The organism is Streptomyces sp. sk2.1 (genome assembly GCF_008120935.1).
Taxonomy (GTDB): domain Bacteria; phylum Actinomycetota; class Actinomycetes; order Streptomycetales; family Streptomycetaceae; genus Streptomyces.
This window is the reverse complement of the sequence record NZ_RDBO01000033.1, coordinates 191,934-211,505: the sequence shown is the minus strand read 5'-3', so window position 1 is coordinate 211,505 and position 19,572 is coordinate 191,934. Positions and strand designations below refer to the sequence as shown.

Sequence of the window (19,572 nt, the reverse complement as noted above, 5' to 3'; positions counted from 1 at the left end):
GCCCCGCTCCACCGCCATGATCGCCGCCCTGCTCGCGGTCCTCAAGGCGGGCGGGTGGCCGAGGTCGAGGGGCTGGCAGACGCCGCCCGCCTTGAGGACCGCGAGCAGGGCGGGCCCCGCTCCACCGCCATGATCGCCGCCCTGCTCGCGGTCCTCAAGGCGGGCGGGTGGCCGAGGTCGAGGGGCTGGCAGACGCCGCCCGCCTTGAGGACCGCGAGCAGGGCGGCGATCATGGCGGTGGAGCGGGGCAGGGCGAGCGCGACGGGGGTCTCGGGGCCGACGCCGTGCGCGGCGAGGTGGTGGGAGAGCCGGTCGGCGGCGGCGTCCAGTTCGGCGAAGGTGAGGGTGTCCGCGCCGCAGCGGACGGCGGTCTCGTCGGGGGTGCGGGCGGCCTGTGCGGCGAACTCCTCGGGGACGGTGGTGGTGCGGGGCTCCTCGGAGCGGCCCGCGGTCACCCGGCGTATCCCGTCCTCGTCGAGCAGGTCGAGGGTGGCGACGGGGCGGTGCGGGTCGGTGAGCAGCAGCGCGGCCAGGTTGTCGAGGCAGCGCAGGAGCGTGGCGCCGTACCGGTCGGTGTCGGCGGCGGTGTAGCGGTCGGCGGCGGCCTCCAGCACCAGGGTGATGGTGTCGTCCGGGCCGGGCCAGGCGCCGACGGCGAGGTCCTCGACCGGGCCCGCGGCGAGGTTGCGGACGGTGCCGGACGGTCCGCCGAGGTCGAGCGGGGCGCCGTCGTGGGGCTTGATGTTGACCATCGGTCCGGTCAGTGGCGCGGTGGGGGCGGTCAGTCCCAGGTCGCGGCGCAGGTCGGCCTGCGGGTAGCGCTGGTGGCGGCGGACCTGGCGGATCTCCAGCACGACGCGGCGCAGCAGTTCGGCCGCGGTGTCCTCGGGGCGGACGGCGAGGCGCAGCGGGAGGACGTTCACGGTCATCGCCGGGGTGCGCAGCGCGGCGGGGCTGCGGCGATTGGTCACGGGCAGGCCGAGGACGACGTCGCGGGTGCCGGTGAGCCGGTGCAGGTGGACGGCGGTGGCGGCGATGACCAGTTCGGCCCAGGTCGCCCGGACGGCCTCGGCGGCGCGGGTGACCGTGCCGGCGGGCAGCCGGGCGGCGTACCGTCGCGGCCGGGCGGCCGGGACGGCGTCCCGGCCGGGTCCGGCGGGCGGGGCGAGCGTGACGGGCACGGCGCCGGCCATCCGTCCGGTCCAGAACTCCCGGTCGGCGGCGTACTGTTCGCCGGCCAGGTACGCCTGTTCCTCCGCGACGAGTTCGCGCAGGGGGGCGAAGCGGCACTCCGGGGCCTCCTGTTCGCCGGCCGCGTACAGTTCGGCGACCCGGTTGCCGATGAGCGTCAGGGCGTAGGCGTCGACGGCCACGTGGTGGACGCGCTGGTACCACCGGTACGAGGTGTCGCCGACGCGCAGCAGGGCCTGGGTCATCAGGCCGTCCGGTGCGTCGAGGTCGGCGGGCCGGGACAGGTCTGCGGCGATCCGGCGCCCGGCCTCCTCCTCGGGTGCCTCGTGGTCGCGCAGGTCGATCCGGTGCAGCCGGAGGGTGTGGGCCGGGTCGGGGTACTGGACGGGGGTGCCGTCCGCCTCGGTGATCCGCAGTCGCAGGGTGTCGGCCTCGGCGACGGTGCGGCGCAGTGCGCGTTCGAAGCGTTCCTCGTCGAGGGCTCCGTCGATCTCCACGACGTCCGCGGTGTGGAACTCGGTGCCGCCCGGGGCGAGCTGTTGGGCGTAGTGGATGCCGCTCTGCGCGGTGAGCAGGGGGAACGACTCCGGACGCTCGTTCATCTGGGGACAACTCCTCGGTTGTGAAAGCCTTGCCGCGCAGCGGGCCGCCAATGACTTAGGCAAGCCTAAGCTAAATACTTGCACGGCAGGTCCGCGGGTGAACTTCACGACGCGGGCAGTGCGACCGCACCCACCGGAAGAGGAGCCGATGACCGACCCGCACGACGACACCGCACCCGCCCTCCGGGACGTCAAGTCCCGTATACGCGAGGGGATCGAACAGGAGGGCGATGCCCTGCTCGACCTCAGCCGCCGCATCCACGGCCACCCCGAGACGGCGTTCGACGAGCACCGGGCGGCCGCCTGGTGCGCCGAACTGCTGGGCGCGCGGGGCTTCGCGGTGACCGCCCCGGCGTACGGGCTGGACACCGCGTTCGAGGCCACCGCGGGCAGCGGCCCGCTCACGGTCGCGGTGGTCTGCGAGTACGACGCCCTGCCGGGCCTCGGACACGCCTGCGGCCACAACCTCATCGCCGCCGCCGGGATCGGCGCCGCGCTGGGCCTCGCCCCGCTGGCGGACGAACTCGGCCTGCGCGTACGGGTGCTGGGCACCCCGGCGGAGGAACGCGGCGCGGGCAAGGAGCTGATGCTCCGCGAGGGCGCGTTCGACGGCGTCGACGCCGCCATGATGGTGCACCCGTGCCCGTTCGAGGTCGCCGACTTCCGGTCCTTCGCGCTGGGCACCCTGTCGGTGACGTACACCGGCCGGTCCGCGCACCCGAGCCTGAATCCGCACGAGGGCCGCAACGCCGCCGACGCGCTGACCGTGGCCCAGGTGGCCATCGGCCTGCTGCGCCAGCAACTGCCGCCGCAGTGGCGGGTGCACGGCATCACCACGGAGGCGGGCAGCTCCCCCAACGCGATCCCGGACCGGACGCGCGCCGAGTACGAACTGCGCGCGCTGGCGGCCGAGGACCTGACGGAGCTGCGCGACCGGGTGGAGGCGTGCTTCCGGGCGGGCGCGCTGGCGACCGGGTGCGAGGTGACCCTGGAACGCCCCGAGCCCGACTACCTGGACTTCCGGGGCGATCCGGAGCTGATCCGGCTGTGGACGGCCAACGCCCGTGCGCTCGGCCGTCCGGAGCCCGTGGAGCGGGCCCCGTTCGCCTGCACGGACATGGGCAACGTCTCGCACGCGGTGCCCGCCATCCACCCGGTGCTCGACATCACCGGCGGGGCCTGCGGCCCGCACGAGGCCGCCTTCGCCGAGGCCGCGCTCTCGCCCGCGGCCGAACGGGCGCTGCTGGACGGGGCGACGGCGATGGCGTGGACGGCCGCGGACCTCACCCGGGCACGCCGGGGCGGCGGGCGCACCGCCTGAGGCACGCCGGACGCGGGCCGGCCGTACGGCGAGTACGGCCGGCCCGCACCGGATGACGTGGCGTCAGGAGCCGCTCAGGGCCTCGGTGATGTCCTTGACGACCTCGTCGGCGGCGAGCGGGCCGCCGCGGGTCGACCAGACGGAGCCGTTCACCGTCACCACGTGGCCCTCCTTGACCGCGTCCAGCTCCTTGTACGCGGCCTTGGACTGCACCTCCTTGAGCGCCTGCTCGCCGTCGGAGGTGAGGGTCGACAGGAACAGCCAGTCGCCGTCGATCTCGTTGATCTTCTCCAGGCTCAGCGACGGCGTGTGCGCGTTGCCGTCCTTGTTCTGCGCCTTGGGCCGCTTCAGGCCCATCTCCAGTGCGATGCCGCTGGCGAACTGCTTGTTCTCCATCCAGCTGGGCCCGTCCGGGTTCCAGCGGACGATGGAGACCTCGGCGCCCTTGTTCTTGCCGAGCTTCTCGCCCGCGGCCTTGGCGGCGCTCTCGTGCTCGGAGATGACCTTGTTGGCCACGTCGAGCTTGTTCAGGGCGTTGCCGATGCCGCGCAGCGACAGCTTCCAGTCGTCGGTCGGCGCCATGGTGACGAGGGTGGCGGGGGTGATCTCGCGCAGCTGCTTGAGGACCTGCTCGTCCTGCATGTCGCCGGCGAGGATCAGGTCGGGCTTGGCGGCGACGACCTTGTCCATGACCGGCTGGAGCAGGTTGCCGACGATGTCGATGCCCTCGACCTTGTCGGCGAGGTAGGCCGGCGGCTTGTTCAGGCCCTGGCCGTTGGTGATGCCGACCGGCTTCACGCCGAGCGCGAGCACCGCGTCGAGCTCCTCCTGAGTGAGGGTCACGATCCGCTTGGGGTTGGCCGGGACCTCGACGGCGCGGCCGGTGGCGTCCTTCACGGTACGGGTGGCCGACGCCGCGGAGCCCTTGTCCGAGGACCCTTTGGCGTCCTTGTCGCCGGAGTCCGCACCGCAGCCGGTCACGAGGAGCGCGGCCGCACCGATCGCGGCGGCGACCCGGGCCGCGCGACGCGGCAGGATCAGGGAGGGACGGCTGGACAGGGTCATGGGAACTCCACGGTTCACGGAAACGTACGAACTTCGCGGAGGGCAGGCCGATGGCTCACAGCCGCCTCAACACCCCCGCCGCAATGACTAAGGTTAGCCTTACCTCAGGCCCATCGAGCAAGGGGCCCTCGTCATTTCGAAAGGGCGGTCCAGATGGAACTGCGCACCGAGCAGCTCATCGCCGGATATTCCGGACGTACGGTCGTCGACCGCGTCGACGTGACGGCGCCTTCGGGCCACGTGGTCGCGATCGTCGGGCCGAACGGCTGCGGGAAGTCGACGCTGTTGCGCTCGATGGCCCGGCTGCACGCCCCGGAGTCGGGCCGGGTGCTGGTCGACGGCGAGGACGTGTGGCGGATGCGCCAGCGGGAGGCCGCGCACCGCATCGCCCTGCTCCCCCAGGCCCCGCAGGCGCCGGAGGCGGTCACGGTGGCGGGCCTGGTCCGCTACGGACGCCACCCGCACCAGGGCCTGTTCCGCCAGTGGTCCCGCGACGACGAACGGGCGGTCGAGCACGCCCTGTCCGCCACCGGGACCGCCGCGCTGGCCGACCGCCGGGTCGAGGAACTCTCCGGCGGTCAGCGGCAGCGGTGCTGGCTGGCCATGGCACTGGCCCAGGAGACCCCGGTCCTGCTGCTCGACGAGCCGACCAGCGCGCTCGACATCGGGCACGCCGTCGAGGTCCTGGACCTGGTGCGACAGATCGCCGCCGACGGCCGCACCGTCGTCATGGTCGTCCACGACCTCGCCGCCGCCGCCCGGTACGCCGACACCCTGATCGCCATGCGGGACGGCCGGGTCCTCGCCTGCGGCTCCCCGCGCGAGACCATCGACACCGCGCTGGTAAGGGAGTTGTACGGCGTGGAGGCCGAGATCCTGACGGCCTCGTCGGACGGATCGCCGGTGGTGGTACCGGTGGCGTCCCCGGCGGCCGTCCCCGCCTGACCGGGCGGCGCCGCCCGCCCGCACCGGCGTCCGCGGCGGCGGGCACGACCGGTGGCGGGCGGACCGGGTGTGCGGGGCCCGGGGGGCTCCGGGCACACTCTGTATGTCGCGTTACCGCCAGCAAAGGGATGATCCACACATGATTACGCTCAAGAAGGAAGACGGCCCGGCGGACCTGGACGGGGTGACCCACCTGTCCATAGGGGTGTCCTGGGACCCCACCGCCGGGAGCAGCGGCGGGGTGATGGGGATGCTGCGCCGCAAGTCCGGGACGGACCTGGACCTGATCGCCATCGCGATGCAGGGCGCGGACCCGGTGCGCCTGGCGGGCCTCGACTCCCTCGACCCGATGGGCAACGGCTCGCTGCTCCACAGCGGCGACAACCAGACCGGGCGCGGGGACGGCGACGACGAGACGGTGACGGTCGAGTTCGCGCGCCTGCCGGAGAACATCACGTCGATCGTGTTCGTCGCCGCCGCGTACAAGCGGGGCAGCGCCTTCCAGAAGGCGCGCAACATCAGCTTCAAGGTGTACGACGCGACGGGCGGCAGCTCCCAGCAGGTCGCCGACATCTGGCCGAGCCTGCTCACCACCGACAACGGCTGCGCGGTGGCCAAGGCCATGCGGGTCGGCAACTCCTGGAAGCTCGAAGTGATCAACACGACGGGGAAGATCAAGCAGGGCAGCGAACACGCGCTGATGCGTTTCGCCATCAGCAAGTAGTCCCGGTCGGCTCAGGCGTCCGGCGGCCGGGGCCCCGGGTCGCGGTTCCCCGGGCGGCGGACGGCGAACGCGAGGGCCGCCGCGTACAGCCCGAGCACCGCCACGAGCAGCGGGTAGTAGAGGGCGGGCAGCGCCGTCATGCCCAGGGGCGGGCCGAGCGGGGAGAGCGGCAGCAGCAGCCCGGTGACGGCGAGTCCGGCCGCCGCCCTGCCGACCGGGCTGCCGCCGCGGGCCCCGGCAGTGCGGCGGCCGGTCCGCAGGAGCACCATCACCAGGGCCTGGGTGAGCAGGTTCTCGGTGAACCAGCCCGAGTGGAACACCGCCTCGTCGTCCGCGCCCCCGGGCCCGTACAGGGCGAGGGCGAGCACCCCGAAGGTGGCCAGGTCGGCGACGGCGTTGAGCGCCCCGAACCCGGTGATGAAGCGGAGCAGGTCCCGCGGGCGCAGCGCCGTCGGGCCCCTGAGCGCGGCGGGCGCGGGCCGGTCGTAGGAGAAGGTGAGCTGGGCGGCGTCGAAGCACAGGTTCTGGACGAGGGCCTGGGCCGGGAGCATCGGCAGGAAGGGCAGCAGGAGCCCGGCGAAGAGCATGGCGATGACGTTGCCGAGGTTCGAGGACAGCGTGATGCGCAGGTACGTCGCGATGGTGACGCCGCTGTGTCGGCCCGCCGTGATCGCGTGGTCGATCGCGGTCAGGTCCTTGCCGCGGCCGGCCAGGATCACGTCGGCGCTCTCGCGGACCATGTCGACGGCGTCGCGCGGGCAGATCCCGACGTCGGCCGCGTGCAGCGCGGGCAGGTCGTTGACGCCGTCCCCGAGGAATCCCGCGGTGCGGCCCGCGGCCCGCAGCGTGGTGACGATGCGGGCCTTGTGCTCGGGGGTGCAGCGGGCGAAGACGGTGGTGCGGTCGGCGAGCTCGGCCAGCTCGGGTTCGGTGAGCCCGTCGATGCGGTCGGCCGTGCACACCTCTCCCGGGTCCAGCCCCAGGTCCCGGCAGGCGCGGGCCGCGGTGCCCGGGTGGTCGCCGGTGAGCACCTTGACCGTGACGCCGCGGTCGGCGAGGACCCGCAGGGCGCCGGCGGCGGAGGGGACGAGTTCCTCGCGCAGGGCGACGAAGCCGACGAAGGTCAGGCCGCGTTCGTCGGCGGGGGTGTACGGGCGGTGCCGGGCGGGGCGTTCGGCGATGGCGACCGCCAGGAGCCGCAGCCCGTCGTCCGCCCGGCCCGCCGCGAGCCGGAGCAGTCGCCGGCGCCGGTCCTCGTCGAGGGCGCACCGCTCCAGCACGCTCTCGACGGCGCCCTTGACGACGAGCGTGTCCGTGCCGAGCCGGCCCGGCACGCGCACCACGGCGGTGGACAGGCGGCGGGCCGGGTCGAAGGGCACGGCCGCGATCCCGTCGTGGGCCTGCGCGTCGGCCGCGTCGGCCGCGTCGAGGATCGCCTCGTCCAGGGCGTCGGGGACGGGCAGGTCGGCGAGTTGGAGCGTCCACCAGGCGTTCACGGCGGCCCAGCGCAGGACCTCGGGATCGTCCCGCCCCCCGGCGTCCAGCCCGCGCACCACGACGGGGCGGTCCCGGGTGAGCGTGCCCGTCTTGTCCAGGCACAGCACGTCGACCGCGCCCAGGTCGTGCAGCGCGGGCAGCCGTCTGACGATCACACCGTGGGCGCGGGCGAGGAGCGACGCGCCGCGGGCCAGGCAGGTGGTGACGACGACCGGCAGCATCTCCGGGGTGAGCCCCACCGCCACCGCCACCGCGAAGGGCAGTGTCTCCAGGCCCCGGCCGCGCAGGGCGGCGTTCGCCATCAGCACCAGCGGCGGCGTCACCAGCATGAACCGGATGAGGGTCCAGGAGATCCCGTGCACGGAGCGGTCGAAGGCGCTCGGGCCGCGCGGGTGCACGAAGTCGTGCGCGGCGGCGAACCGGGTGCGCGCCCCGGTCGCCACGACCACCGCGGTGCCGCTGCCCGACATGACGCTGCTGCCCTGGAAGCAGGACTGCGGCTCGTCGAACGGCCCGTGCTCCGGCGCCCCGCTCCCGGACCCGGTCGGCGCGTCGACGGGGTACTTGGCGACCGGGGCCGACTCGCCGGTCAGCGCCGCCTGGTTCACGCTCAGGCTGTTCGCGCGCAACAGCCGTACGTCGGCGGGGACGAGGTCCCCGGGCCCGAGCCGGACCACGTCCCCGGGCACCAGCTGGTCGACGGGGATCTCGCGCGGCACAGGGGCCGTGTCCCGCCCCGTGCGGCGCACCACGGTGGCGGTGGTCGCCACCAGCTCCCGCAGTCCCGCCATCGACCGGTCGGCCCGGTGCTCCCCGGCCGACCGCAGCGCGCAGCTGACCACCACGAGCACGGTGATCACACAGGCCGGACCCCAGGACGCGACGGCCACGGACACCAGCCCGAGGCAGAGCAGCACCGCGGTGAACGGGTCGCGGAGGCTGCGCAGGAACCGGCCGGGCCACGACACCGTCCGCCGGGCGGGCAGGGTGTTCTCGCCGTACCCGACCAGGCGCTCCTCGGCCTCCTCGTCCGTCAGGCCGTGGGGTCCGCTGTCCAGCGTGCGCAGCACCTGGAGCGAGGTGGGTCCCGTCGGGGCGCCGTCGGCCCCGGGAGCACCGGCCGGCGCGGGAAGGGTCCGCGACGGGAACGGCACCACCGGGCCCCGCCCCTCGGTCGCGGAGGTCTCAGGCACCGGTCCTGCGGAATGTGCGCGACGGCGCGGCGGCGGCGCGTGCGGCCAGTCGGCCGACCATCATCCGCACCACGGCCACCACGTCGGGGTCGTCCACGAAGTACACCATCCGCCGGCCGTCGCGGCTGGAGCGGACGAGCCCCGCGAGCTTCAGCTTCGTCAGGTGCTGGCTGACGGCGGGCAGCGCGCCGCCCACCCGCTCCGCGAGTCCGGTCACGTCGCTCTCGCCCTGGGCCAGCGCCCACACGATGTGCAGCCGGGCCGGGGACGCCAGCAGTCCGAAGGACGCGGCAGCCTCCGCGAGCACCTCGGCAGGCGGGTCCTCGAAGCCGTCGACGTCCGTCTCCACCGTCGCCCCTTCCTCTTCCCGGATCGCTTGCGGGCCCAAGTCTAGGCAGTGCCCGACGGCTGCCGTCCGGCCGCACGGGGACGCGGGGCGGACGCGGAGCAACCACCCCCGCCCGCCCCGCGTCCTCACCATCGTCCGTACAGTTGCGCAACCATGCAATGCACTCGCCGACCGGGGCCGTTCCCGCCCCGGTGCGGCCCGATGAGGGGAATGACGAACGTGGGCATCATCAGCTGGATCATCCTCGGCCTCGTCGCCGGAGTCATCGCCAAGATCCTGCTTCCCGGCCGCGATCCCGGCGGCCTGATCGGCACCACCCTCATCGGCGTCGCCGGCGCCTTCGTCGGTGGCTGGCTCTCGGCGCGCGTCTTCGACCGGCCGGTGGAGAAGGAGTTCTTCGACCTGACCACCTGGGGAGCGGCGATAGGCGGCTCCCTCGTCCTGCTCATCGGTTACCGCCTGCTCTTCGGCAACTCGCGGAACTGACCGGGAGCGCACTGCCCGGGCCGGTGCCCCCGCCGGCCCCGCATCCCGTGGAAGCGCCGCCGCCCGGCCCGGCGCCCCCGGGTGCCGTGTTCTCGAACATCCGATCATGCACTCCGGTGCCGTGACCGACCGCTCGGCCGCCGTCGTTACTTCTGCGGAGTTCCCGCGACGGGCGACTTCGCCGAAGCGACGACGGGTGGTGCGGACGGATGCGTGCAACAGGTGCGGAGGCGCGGCCGACGTGCCGGGTCGGGACGCGGCAGGGGGCGTCGTACGCGTCGTGCCGCCCGGGCGAGGTTCGCGGCACGGAGCCGGAACGCGCGTGATGCTGCCCCTGCCCGCGCACCCGGACCACCTCTCCTGGGCCCTGCCGTCGATCCGCGGATCGGTGCAGGCGGCCCGGGACCGTTCCGGCCAGTGGCTGCACCGGGCCGGCATCGCACCGGATTCCACCCTCTTCGACGCGGCCCTCCAGGTGGTGGCCGAACTCGTCTCCAACGCCGTGCAGCACGCCGATCTCTCGCCGGACGTACAGGTCTCCCTCGCTCTGGAGGGATATCTCCTCACGATCTCCGTCGGGGACCAGGACCCGCGTCCGGTGTCGCTGAAGGACCTCGCGCCCCGGCAGGGCCTCGCGGTGGTGTCCGGTCTCGCGCACGACTATTCCGGCGACGTACGGACCGAGCCCGCCTGCGACGGGCCCGGCAAGAGTGTCATCGTCCGGTTCGCGCTGCTCGGCGCGATCGAATGAGCCGGGGCCCGGCCCCGGCCGGGTTCCCGTCGTGCCCGGCCGGGTCAACAGGGGAGGGGCCGTCCCGCGCGCATGACGCACGGTACGGCCCCGGCCCGGCCGGGCGCGGCTCCCCTCCGGCACCGCCGGAAGGAGCCACGCTCCCCTCCTATGGCCTGCCCACCCGCTGCCTTCCGGGCGTCCGCCTCCCGGCCGTACGCCTTCCGGCCCTCCCCGCGGGCTCCCCGGAGGACGGGTCGGTGCCCCGGTCCTCCCACTCCTCCCCCAGCATCAGGACGGGGTCGAACATCACCACCGCGGCGGCCACCACCAGGAACACGGCCGGTCCCAGCAGCATCGGCACGAGCAGTTCCGTGCCCGTCATCCCGCCGCCGCCGTGCGACCCGTGGCCCTCCCCGAGTTCCACGTTCAGCGCGGCCATTCCCGTGTAGTGCATCGCGGCGACCGCGACCCCGAAGATCAGGCTCGCCCGGAGGCTCGCGCGGAATCCGTACGCGGACATCGCGGACCACAGTGCCGCCGTCGCCGCGACCACCGCGATCACCACGGACAGCACCACCAGGGGCACGGAGTAGCTGATCCCCGACCCCACGTGCATCGCTGCCATGCCCAGGTAGTGCATGCCCGCGATGCCCAGTCCCATCAGCAGACCGGCCGTCAGCAGTGCCGGCCGGCGCGCCCCCAGGTAGCCGACGGCGAAGACGCCGACGCCCACGACGACGACCGCCACCACCAGGCTCGCCGCGGTGAGCGTGCCGTCGTAGGTGACGGAGGATTCCGCCACGCTGAAGCCGAGCATCGCGATGAAGTGCATCGTCCAGATGCCGACGCCGATCGACGTGGAGCCGAGCGCGAGCCATCCCGTCTTCGCGACGCCCTCGCTGTGCATCGACCGGTTCGTGCACCGCAGCCCGAGGGCTCCGCCCAGCCAGGCGACGAGGAACCCGGCGACCGGGGTCACGAAGCCCTGGCTGAAACCATCCACGGTCGCGGACGCCATCGTTCCGCTCCTCCCTTGCCCGATCCGTGCGCGAACTCCCCTTCGGAGTCCCGCCCAATGACGATAAGCGGATGCGATGGCCGAAAATCTACCCTCCTGCATAACCGAATCATCACGAAAGGCTTCAGTCGACCTTAAATCCTCCTTCATGTGATATCCGGCACGGAAAAAGCACCCATTCCGATCCCCGACGACTCCGTTTCGAGATCTGACGGGAAATCACGCGTCGAGCGCTTCCCGCCGTGTCCACCGGCCGACGGCGCGGAGCGGCGGTTCGGCCGACGGTGAACTCCCGCTCCTCGCGGGGCCCGTGCGCATACCCTCCGGACATGGCTGATCATCTCTCGGTCGACGTGGGAGGGGTCCGGCTGGCCTACCGGGTGTCGGGCCCGCCGGACGCCGCCCCGCTCGTCCTGCTGCACGCCCTGGGGGAGAACGCCGGTGACTGGGACGCGGTGGCGCCCGCCCTCGCCCGCGACCGCCGGGTGCACGCCCTCGATCTCCGCGGCCACGGCCGGAGCGACCGGCCGGGCGACTACTCCCTCGAACTCATGCGGGCCGACGTGTCCGGGTTCCTGGAGGCGCTGGGGCTCGACCGGGTGGACCTGGTCGGGCACTCCATGGGCGGCGTCGTGGCCTATCTGCTCGCGGGGCAACACCCCCGGCGGGTGGGCCGGCTCGTCCTGGAGGACGTCCCGGTGCCGCTCCCCCGGGAGCCGACCGTCCCGACCCGGCCGGACGGCGACCTGGACTTCGACTGGGCGGTGGTGCCGGCCATCAGGGGGCAGATCGACCGGCCCGACCCCCGGTGGTCGGGGCTGCTCGGCCGGATCACCGCCGAGACCCTCGTGGTGGCCGGGGGCCCGCGCAGTCATGTGCCCCAGGACGGGGTCGCCGAGCTGGCCCGTCGCGTCCCCGGCGGCCGGCTGGTCACCATTCCGGTCGGGCACCTGGTCCACCACGCGGCGCCCGAGGAGTTCACCGAGGCGGTCGCCGCGTTCCTCCGGGACGCGCCGGCGCCGTACGGTCCCGTCAGCGGTCCGGGCCCTTTCCGTCCGTCTCCGCCCGGAGCGCCTCCCGGGTAGCGGCCCCGTGGACGCCGCCCGGATCGTCGAGGCCCCGGGTCCGCTGGAAGCGGAGCACGGCGTCCTCGACGGCGGCCGAGAAGACGCCGTCGTACGGACCGTCGTACAGGGCGAGCCGGGCCAGCCGCCACTGGAGTTCGGTCACCTGCGGCCCGCTGCTGCCGAGCGCCGGTGCCCCGTCGTCGGGCAGCCTCCCGGCAGGGGCGACGCGGGCCGTCGGCCCGGGGGGACGGGGTCCTGTCGAGTCGGGGGCGGTCACGAGATATCTTGATGTCAAGCAATGTTGTAGACGTGGAGCGGAGCACAGGGTGACTGACTCGACCATCATCTATACGCACACCGACGAGGCCCCGGCCCTGGCGACCTATTCGTTCTTGCCCGTGGTCCAGGCCTACGCCTCGACGGCCGGTGTCAACGTCGAGAGCCGGGACATCTCGCTGGCCGGGCGCATCATCGCGGGCTTCCCCGAGCGTCTGGAGGAGGGCCAGCGCATCGAGGACGCGCTCGCCGAGCTCGGCGAGCTGGCCAAGCGGCCCGAGGCCAACATCATCAAGCTGCCCAACATCTCGGCGTCGATCCCGCAGCTGAAGGCCGCCATCGCCGAGCTCCAGGCGCAGGGCTACGCGCTTCCGGACTACCCGGACGACCCGCAGACCGATGAGGACAAGGACGTCCGCGCGCGCTACGACAAGGTCAAGGGCAGCGCGGTGAACCCCGTGCTGCGCGAGGGCAACTCCGACCGCCGCGCCCCCGCCTCGGTCAAGAACTACGCCAAGGCGCACCCGCACCGCATGGGCAAGTGGTCCGCCGAATCGAAGACGAACGTCGCCACCATGGGCGTCGACGACTTCCGTTCCACCGAGAAGTCCGTGGTCATCCCCGAGGCCGGTTCGCTGCGCATCGAGCTCGCCGGTGACGACGGCAGCACCACCGTGCTGCGCGAGTCGGTACCGGTGCTCGCGGGCGAGGTCGTCGACGCCGCGGTCATGCGCGTCGCCGCCCTGCGCGAGTTCCTCACCGCGCAGGTCGCCCGCGCCAAGGCCGAGGGCGTGCTGTTCTCCGTCCACCTCAAGGCCACCATGATGAAGGTCTCCGACCCGATCATCTTCGGCCACGTCGTCCGTGCCTTCTTCCCGAACACCTTCGCCAAGTACGGCGACGTGCTCGCCGCGGCCGGCCTCTCCCCGAACGACGGCCTCGGCGCCATCCTCAAGGGCCTGGACGACGTGCCGCACGTCGGCGCCGAGATCAAGGCGGCCTTCGAGGCCGAGCTCGCCGAGGGCCCCGCGCTGGCCATGGTCGACTCGGACAAGGGCATCACCAACCTGCACGTGCCCAGCGACGTCATCGTCGACGCCTCCATGCCGGCCATGATCCGCACCTCCGGCCACATGTGGGGCCCCGACGGCCAGGAGGCCGACACCCTCGCCGTGCTGCCCGACAGCAGCTACGCGAGCGTCTACCAGGTCGTCATCGACGACTGCCGCGCCAACGGCGCCTTCGACCCGTCGACCATGGGCTCGGTCCCGAACGTCGGCCTGATGGCGCAGAAGGCCGAGGAGTACGGCAGCCACGACAAGACCTTCGAGATCCCGACCACCGGTACGGTGCGGGTCCTCGACGGAAAGGGCGAGGTCGTCCTGGAGCAGGCCGTGGGCGCGGGCGACATCTTCCGCATGTGCCAGGCCAAGGACCTGCCGATCCAGGACTGGGTCAAGCTCGCCGTCACCCGGGCCCGCGCCACCGGCGCCCCGGCCGTGTTCTGGCTCGACGAGGACCGCGCCCACGACGCGCAGCTGATCGCCAAGGTCAAGACCTACCTCGCCGACCACGACACCGACGGCCTGCAGATCGAGATCATGTCGCCGCAGAAGGCGACCGCCTTCTCGCTGGAGCGCATCCGCCGCGGCGAGGACACCATCTCGGTCACCGGCAACGTGCTGCGCGACTACCTGACCGACCTGTTCCCGATCCTGGAGCTGGGCACGAGCGCGAAGATGCTCTCCGTCGTCCCGCTCATGAACGGCGGCGGCCTGTTCGAGACCGGTGCCGGCGGCTCCGCGCCCAAGCACGTCCAGCAGCTCGTCAAGGAGAACTACCTGCGCTGGGACAGCCTGGGCGAGTTCTTCGCGCTCGCGGCCAGCTTCGAGCACCTGGCGACGACCACGGGCAACGCGCGTGCCAAGGTCCTCGCCGACACGCTCGACCGCGCGACCGGCACCTTCCTCAACGAGGACAAGTCGCCGAGCCGCAAGCTGGGCGGCATCGACAACCGCGGCAGCCACTTCTACCTGGCCCTGTACTGGGCCCAGGAGCTGGCGCAGCAGACCGAGGACGCGCAGCTCGCGCAGGCCTTCGGCGAGCTCGCGAAGACGCTGGCCGAGCAGGAGCGGACCATCGTCGACGAGCTGATCGCGGTGCAGGGCTCGCCGGCCGACATCGGCGGCTACTACCAGCCCGACCCGGCCAAGGCCGCCGCCGTGATGCGCCCCTCGGAGACGTTCGTCCGGGCCATCTCCTCCATCGGCTGACGCGACGACTGCGCGAACAGCAGTGGAAGGGGTGCGGCCGACGCGGCACCCCTTCCCTCCGCCCCGGCCGGCACCACGCCCGGCCGGGGCTCTTCCGTGTCCCGGGCCGGTGCCGGGCGATCCGCGCGAACCGGTTACGGGGCGCAGCCCCGGCCGGTAGGTTCGCTTGCCCGGACCGACCGGACCGCCGTGGAAGGGCAGGAACCGTGCTGACAGGGCTGACAGGCAAGAACGCCGTGGTCACCGGAGGATCGCGGGGCATCGGACGCGCCGTCGTCGAGCGGCTGTGCCGCGACGGGGCGCGCGTGGTCTTCAACTACGCCACCGACGACGAGGCGGCCGAGGAGGTCGTCCGCACGGTACGGGAGAACGGCGGCGAGGCGCGGGCCGTCCGGCAGGACCTCGCGGACCCGGACGGCGCGGAGCGGCTGATGGCGATCGCCGAGGAGGAGTTCGACGGGCTGGACATCCTGGTGAACAACGCCGCCCTGTGCCCCGCCCCGGCCCTGATCGCGGACACCGAACCGGAGCTCTTCGACCGGGTGATGGCGGTCAACACCCGGGCGGTCTTCCTGACGATCCGCCACGCCGCCCTGCGGATGCGCGACGGCGGACGCATCGTGAACATCTCCACGGCCAACACCGTGCGACCGGGCCCCGGCATCTCCGCCTACGCCGCGGGCAAGGGCGCGCTCGAACAGCTCACCGCCGTGGCGGCCCACGAACTCGGCCCCCGCTCGATCACCGTCAACACCGTCTCGCCCGGCGCCACCGACACCGACATGCTGCGCGCCGCCAACCCGCCGCAGGCACTGGAGACGGTCGTCGGCATGACCCCCCTGCGCCGGCTGGGGGAGCCCGCCGACGTGGCCGACGTGGTCGCCTTCCTCGTCGGCCACGACGGGCGCTGGCTCACGGGGCAGAACGTACGGGCGACGGGCGGACTGGCCTGAGCGTCGCCCGGCGGACCGGTCACGGCACCGGTCGCGGACACCCCGGACACCCCCCGCGTCCGGCGGCGCCCTGACGGGTGAAAGTCGTGCGACGGCGGGCGCAGGGCCGCGCACGGCCGCCGCACGGCTGATTTGCTGCACCTGGAATACGGGGTGACGCGCGTGGGCCGGTCCGCGGGCCGGCCGGGTGGGCCGGGCGCCCCTGCCGGGTTGCCCGGCCCACCGGCGCACGACGATCGAAGGAGCGTCCCAGTGACGACGACGGGCACAGCAGGGGAAACCGGGGCGGAGGAGACGTACGCGAACGAGCTCCCGGTCCACGCCGAGGAACCGGGGAACGTCGTCGTCAAGTGGCTGACCACCACCGACCACAAGACGATCGGCACGCTCTACCTGGTCACGTCGTTCGCCTTCTTCGTCCTCGGCGGGGTGCTGGCCCTGGTCATGCGCGCCGAACTGGCCCGCCCGGGAATCCAGATCGTGTCGCCCGAGCAGTTCAACCAGGCGTTCACCATCCACGGCACGATCATGCTGCTGATGTTCGCGACGCCGCTGTTCGCCGGATTCACCAACTGGATCATGCCGTTGCAGATCGGCGCGCCCGACGTGGCGTTCCCGCGGCTGAACATGTTCGCCTACTGGCTGTACCTCTTCGGCTCGATCATCGTCGTGGCCGGCTTCCTCACCCCGAACGGGGCGGCGGACTTCGGCTGGTTCGCCTACTCCCCGCTGACCGACGCGGTCCGCTCGCCGGGCATCGGCAGCGACATGTGGATCATGGGTCTGGCCTTCTCCGGCTTCGGCACGATCCTCGGCTCGGTCAACTTCATCACCACGATCATCTGCATGCGCGCCCCCGGCATGACGATGTTCCGCATGCCGATCTTCACCTGGAACGTCCTGCTGACCGCCGTGCTGGTCCTGATGGCCTTCCCGGTCCTCGCCGCGGCCCTGCTGGTGCTGGAGGCGGACCGCAAGTTCGGCGCCCACGTCTTCGACGCGGCCAACGGCGGCGCACTGCTCTGGCAGCACCTTTTCTGGTTCTTCGGCCATCCGGAGGTGTACATCATCGCCCTGCCGTTCTTCGGCATCGTCAGCGAGATCATCCCGGTCTTCAGCCGGAAACCGATCTTCGGCTACGTCGGCCTGATCAGCGCGACGATCGCCATCGCGGGCCTCTCCGTGACCGTGTGGGCCCACCACATGTTCGTCACGGGCGCCGTGCTGCTGCCGTTCTTCTCGTTCATGACCTTCCTGATCGCCGTACCGACCGGGGTGAAGTTCTTCAACTGGATCGGCACGATGTGGCACGGGTCGCTGTCCTTCGAGACCCCGATGCTCTGGTCGATCGGCTTCCTGGTCACCTTCCTGTTCGGCGGTCTGACCGGGGTGATCCTGGCGTCGCCCCCGATGGACTTCCACGTCTCGGACTCGTACTTCGTCGTCGCGCACTTCCACTACGTCGTCTTCGGCACCGTGGTGTTCGCGATGTTCGCCGGATTCCACTTCTGGTGGCCGAAGTTCACCGGCAAGATGCTGGACGAGCGGCTCGGCAAGATCACCTTCTGGACGCTGTTCGTGGGCTTCCACGGCACGTTCCTGGTGCAGCACTGGCTCGGCGCCGAGGGCATGCCGCGCCGCTACGCCGACTACCTGGCCGCGGACGGCTTCACCGCGCTGAACACGATCTCGACGATCGCCTCGTTCCTGCTCGGCCTGTCGATGCTGCCGTTCTTCTACAACGTGTGGAAGACCGCCAAGTACGGCAAGAAGATCGAGGTCGACGACCCATGGGGCTACGGCCGCTCGCTGGAGTGGGCGACCTCCTGCCCGCCGCCGCGGCACAACTTCCTCACCCTGCCCCGGATCCGTTCCGAATCCCCGGCCTTCGACCTGCACCACCCCTCGCTCCGCGCGCTCGACGAGGCCCTCAACCGCCCCGGCGGCGGGACGACCGGCATCCCGGGGGACACCCGGACGTGAGCACGGCGTCCCGGGACGGGGAGGAACGAGTGGACCCGGACGAGGACACCGCCCGCGGACTGGCACGACTGCAGGGCTACCTGCTGTGGAGCGCCGAGGTCGAGGAGGCCCGCCGCCGGGCGGCCCGCTTCACCGACGGGCTGCCCTGGCTCACCACCGCCCAGCGCGAGGACGTGGAACGGGCCTACACGGCCGACCGGCTCGCCGCGTCACGGGCCGCGCTCACCCGGATCGCCACCAGGTCCACCGCGCTGCGCGGCGAGTACGAGGCGCGCTACCGCAGGCTCAGGACGCGCTGCGTGGCCACCGGCGTCGTGCTCGTCGCCGCGGCCGGCGGCACCTGCGCGGCGCTCGCCCTGCTGTTCCGCTGATCGCGCGGTGTCGTCCGTCCGCCGTCCCCAGCAGGCGAAGTCCGCGCCGACTCGTAAGGATGAGTGACGACGTGCGCGTGCGACGTGGCAGGCGAACGGACGACCGTGCAGGCCCGAGAAGGGACGAAGACCGTGGCACGACCCAGAATTCTCGTTGTCGGCGCCGGATTCGCCGGAGTGGAATGCGTACGCCGTCTGGAGCGCGGCCTCATCCCCGGCGAGGCGGAGATCGCGCTCGTCGCCCCGTTCTCGTACCAGCTCTACCTGCCCCTGCTGCCCCAGGTGGCGGCCGGTGTGCTCACCCCGCAGTCGGTCGCCCTCTCGCTGCGCCGCAGCCAGAAGCACCGCACCCGGATCATTCCCGGCGGGGCCATCGGAGTGGACCCCAGGGCGAAGATCTGCGTCATCCGCAAGATCACCGACGAGATCGTCTACGAGCCCTACGACTACATCGTGCTCAGCCCCGGCAGCATCACCCGCACCTTCGACATCCCCGGCCTGCTGGACCACGCGCGGGGCATGAAGACCCTGGCCGAGGCCGCGTACGTGCGCGACCACGTGATCGCCCAGCTCGACCTCGCCGACGCCAGCCACGACGAGCACGAGCGGGCCTCGCGCCTGCAGTTCGTGGTGGTCGGCGGCGGATACGCGGGCACCGAGACGGCCGCCTGCCTGCAACGCCTCACCAGCAACGCGATCAAGCGCTACCCCCGGCTCGACCCGAAGCTGATCAAGTGGCACCTCATCGACATCGCCCCGAAGCTGATGCCCGAACTGGGGGACAAGCTCGGCAGCAGCGCCCTGGAGGTGCTGCGCGCCCGGGGCATCGAGGTGTCGCTCGGCGTCTCGGTCGCCGAGGCCACCGCCGAGACGGTCACCTTCACCGACGGCAGGGTGCTGCCCTGCCGCACCCTGATCTGGACGGCCGGGGTCGCCGCGAGCCCGCTCGTCGCCACCTTCGACGCGGAGACGGTGCGCGGCCGGCTCGCCGTGACCGCCGAGATGAGCCTGCCCGGCTTCGACGGCGTCTTCGCGCTCGGCGACTGCGCGGCCGTGCCGGACCTCAGCAAGGGCGACGGGGCGGTCTGCCCGCCCACCGCGCAGCACGCCATGCGCCAGGGCCGCCGGGCCGCCGACAACCTCATCGCGACGCTGCGCAACCAGCCGCTGAAGCCGTACGTCCACAAGGACCTCGGCCTCGTCGTGGACCTCGGCGGCAAGGACGCCGTCTCCAAGCCGCTCGGCGTCGAGATGCACGGGATCGCCGCACAGGCCGTCGCCCGCGGCTACCACTGGTCGGCGCTGCGGACCAACGTCGCCAAGGCGCGGGTCATGACCAACTGGGTGCTGAACGCCGTCGCGGGCGACGACTTCGTCCGTACCGGCTTCCAGTCCCGCAACCCGGCCAAGCTGCGCGACTTCGAGTACACGGACGCCTATCTGACCCCGGCCCAGGTCCGCGAGCACACCGCCGCGCTGCACACCGGGACCTGAACCCGCGGCCCTCCGTCCCGGCACCGGCGGC

At 72.6% G+C, this 19,572-nt stretch carries 16 protein-coding genes and 1 pseudogene; 11 read left to right on the top strand and 6 right to left on the bottom strand.

The window, feature by feature from the left end:
- Positions 1–221: 221 nt before the first annotated feature.
- Positions 222–1,793 (bottom strand): annotated as a pseudogene (locus EAO76_RS13040) (condensation domain-containing protein); the annotation flags it as partial.
- A gap of 148 nt (positions 1,794–1,941) precedes the next feature.
- Between EAO76_RS13040 and EAO76_RS13035 the strand changes: the two are divergent.
- Positions 1,942–3,114 (top strand): M20 family metallopeptidase, encoded by a 1,173-nt coding sequence (locus EAO76_RS13035; protein WP_148836089.1) that lies wholly within the window; start codon positions 1,942–1,944, stop codon positions 3,112–3,114.
- 63 nt (positions 3,115–3,177) lie between these two features.
- On the opposite strand, the gene EAO76_RS13030 is transcribed toward EAO76_RS13035, so the two are convergent.
- Positions 3,178–4,179, bottom strand: a complete 1,002-nt coding sequence (locus EAO76_RS13030; protein WP_148836088.1) for an ABC transporter substrate-binding protein — start codon at positions 4,177–4,179, stop codon at positions 3,178–3,180.
- A gap of 153 nt (positions 4,180–4,332) precedes the next feature.
- On the opposite strand from EAO76_RS13030, the gene EAO76_RS13025 reads away from it, so the two are divergent.
- Together EAO76_RS13025 and EAO76_RS13020 are read left to right on the top strand one after the other, a co-directional pair.
- A complete protein-coding gene (locus EAO76_RS13025) occupies positions 4,333–5,124 on the top strand; it encodes an ABC transporter ATP-binding protein (RefSeq protein WP_148836087.1) in 792 nt (263 codons plus the stop codon).
- A gap of 139 nt (positions 5,125–5,263) precedes the next feature.
- A complete protein-coding gene (locus tag EAO76_RS13020) occupies positions 5,264–5,848 on the top strand; it encodes a TerD family protein (protein WP_148836086.1) in 585 nt (194 codons plus the stop codon).
- Between the two features lie 11 nt (positions 5,849–5,859).
- Here the strand turns inward: EAO76_RS13020 and mgtA are convergent, their stop codons facing one another.
- Together mgtA and EAO76_RS13010 are read right to left on the bottom strand one after the other, a co-directional pair.
- Positions 5,860–8,538 (bottom strand): magnesium-translocating P-type ATPase, encoded by a 2,679-nt coding sequence (gene mgtA, locus EAO76_RS13015; RefSeq protein ID WP_148836085.1) that lies wholly within the window; start codon positions 8,536–8,538, stop codon positions 5,860–5,862.
- Positions 8,531–8,887 carry a metalloregulator ArsR/SmtB family transcription factor gene (locus tag EAO76_RS13010; protein ID WP_262375431.1) on the bottom strand — a complete coding sequence of 119 codons (357 nt, stop codon included), beginning with the start codon at positions 8,885–8,887 and terminating at the stop codon, positions 8,531–8,533. The genes mgtA and EAO76_RS13010 overlap by 8 nt, the downstream gene beginning before the upstream one ends.
- A gap of 219 nt (positions 8,888–9,106) precedes the next feature.
- On the opposite strand from EAO76_RS13010, the gene EAO76_RS13005 reads away from it, so the two are divergent.
- Positions 9,107–9,373, top strand: coding sequence for a GlsB/YeaQ/YmgE family stress response membrane protein (locus tag EAO76_RS13005; protein ID WP_148836180.1), 267 nt, complete (start codon positions 9,107–9,109; stop codon positions 9,371–9,373).
- 322 nt (positions 9,374–9,695) lie between these two features.
- A complete protein-coding gene (locus EAO76_RS13000; RefSeq protein ID WP_148836083.1) occupies positions 9,696–10,124 on the top strand; it encodes an ATP-binding protein in 429 nt (142 codons plus the stop codon).
- Positions 10,125–10,272: 148 nt separating this feature from the next.
- On the opposite strand, the gene EAO76_RS12995 is transcribed toward EAO76_RS13000, so the two are convergent.
- Positions 10,273–11,124, bottom strand: coding sequence for an MHYT domain-containing protein (locus EAO76_RS12995; RefSeq protein ID WP_148836082.1), 852 nt, complete (start codon positions 11,122–11,124; stop codon positions 10,273–10,275).
- Positions 11,125–11,453: 329 nt separating this feature from the next.
- Here EAO76_RS12995 and EAO76_RS12990 point away from each other — a divergent pair, with 329 nt between their 5' ends.
- Positions 11,454–12,209 carry an alpha/beta fold hydrolase gene (locus EAO76_RS12990; protein WP_148836081.1) on the top strand — a complete coding sequence of 252 codons (756 nt, stop codon included), beginning with the start codon at positions 11,454–11,456 and terminating at the stop codon, positions 12,207–12,209.
- Here EAO76_RS12990 and EAO76_RS12985 read toward each other — a convergent pair.
- Entirely contained in the window at positions 12,157–12,468 is a 312-nt protein-coding gene (locus EAO76_RS12985; protein ID WP_262375430.1) for a peptidoglycan-binding domain-containing protein, read from the bottom strand. The two genes, EAO76_RS12990 and EAO76_RS12985, sit on opposite strands and share 53 nt — an antisense overlap.
- Positions 12,469–12,517: 49 nt before the next feature.
- Here EAO76_RS12985 and EAO76_RS12980 point away from each other — a divergent pair, with 49 nt between their 5' ends.
- The 5 genes from EAO76_RS12980 (at position 12,518) to EAO76_RS12960 (ending at position 19,541) form a co-directional block, all read left to right on the top strand.
- The gene (locus tag EAO76_RS12980; RefSeq protein ID WP_148836079.1) at positions 12,518–14,740 is read left to right on the top strand and encodes an NADP-dependent isocitrate dehydrogenase; all 2,223 of its coding nucleotides are present in this window, start codon (positions 12,518–12,520) and stop codon (positions 14,738–14,740) included.
- 209 nt (positions 14,741–14,949) lie between these two features.
- On the top strand, positions 14,950–15,693 hold the full coding sequence (locus EAO76_RS12975; protein ID WP_148836179.1) for a glucose 1-dehydrogenase: 744 nt from the start codon (positions 14,950–14,952) through the stop codon (positions 15,691–15,693).
- A gap of 252 nt (positions 15,694–15,945) precedes the next feature.
- The gene (gene ctaD, locus EAO76_RS12970; RefSeq protein ID WP_148836078.1) at positions 15,946–17,676 is read left to right on the top strand and encodes a cytochrome c oxidase subunit I; all 1,731 of its coding nucleotides are present in this window, start codon (positions 15,946–15,948) and stop codon (positions 17,674–17,676) included.
- 29 nt (positions 17,677–17,705) lie between these two features.
- Positions 17,706–18,047 (top strand): hypothetical protein, encoded by a 342-nt coding sequence (locus EAO76_RS12965; RefSeq protein ID WP_148836178.1) that lies wholly within the window; start codon positions 17,706–17,708, stop codon positions 18,045–18,047.
- 132 nt (positions 18,048–18,179) lie between these two features.
- Positions 18,180–19,541 (top strand): NAD(P)/FAD-dependent oxidoreductase, encoded by a 1,362-nt coding sequence (locus EAO76_RS12960; RefSeq protein ID WP_148836077.1) that lies wholly within the window; start codon positions 18,180–18,182, stop codon positions 19,539–19,541.
- The last annotated feature ends 31 nt before the right edge of the window (positions 19,542–19,572 follow it).

What these genes read in the sequence shown, in the direction of transcription:
- EAO76_RS13030 (WP_148836088.1), bottom strand. Translation starts at nt 4,179, where the DNA reads ATGACCCTGTCCAGCCGTCCCTCCCTGATCCTGCCGCGTCGCGCGGCC.
- EAO76_RS13025 (WP_148836087.1), top strand. Translation starts at nt 4,333, where the DNA reads ATGGAACTGCGCACCGAGCAGCTCATCGCCGGATATTCCGGACGTACG.
- EAO76_RS12995 (WP_148836082.1), bottom strand. Translation starts at nt 11,124, where the DNA reads ATGGCGTCCGCGACCGTGGATGGTTTCAGCCAGGGCTTCGTGACCCCG.
- EAO76_RS12990 (WP_148836081.1), top strand. Translation starts at nt 11,454, where the DNA reads ATGGCTGATCATCTCTCGGTCGACGTGGGAGGGGTCCGGCTGGCCTAC.
- EAO76_RS13020 (WP_148836086.1), top strand. Translation starts at nt 5,264, where the DNA reads ATGATTACGCTCAAGAAGGAAGACGGCCCGGCGGACCTGGACGGGGTG.
- EAO76_RS13035 (WP_148836089.1), top strand. Translation starts at nt 1,942, where the DNA reads ATGACCGACCCGCACGACGACACCGCACCCGCCCTCCGGGACGTCAAG.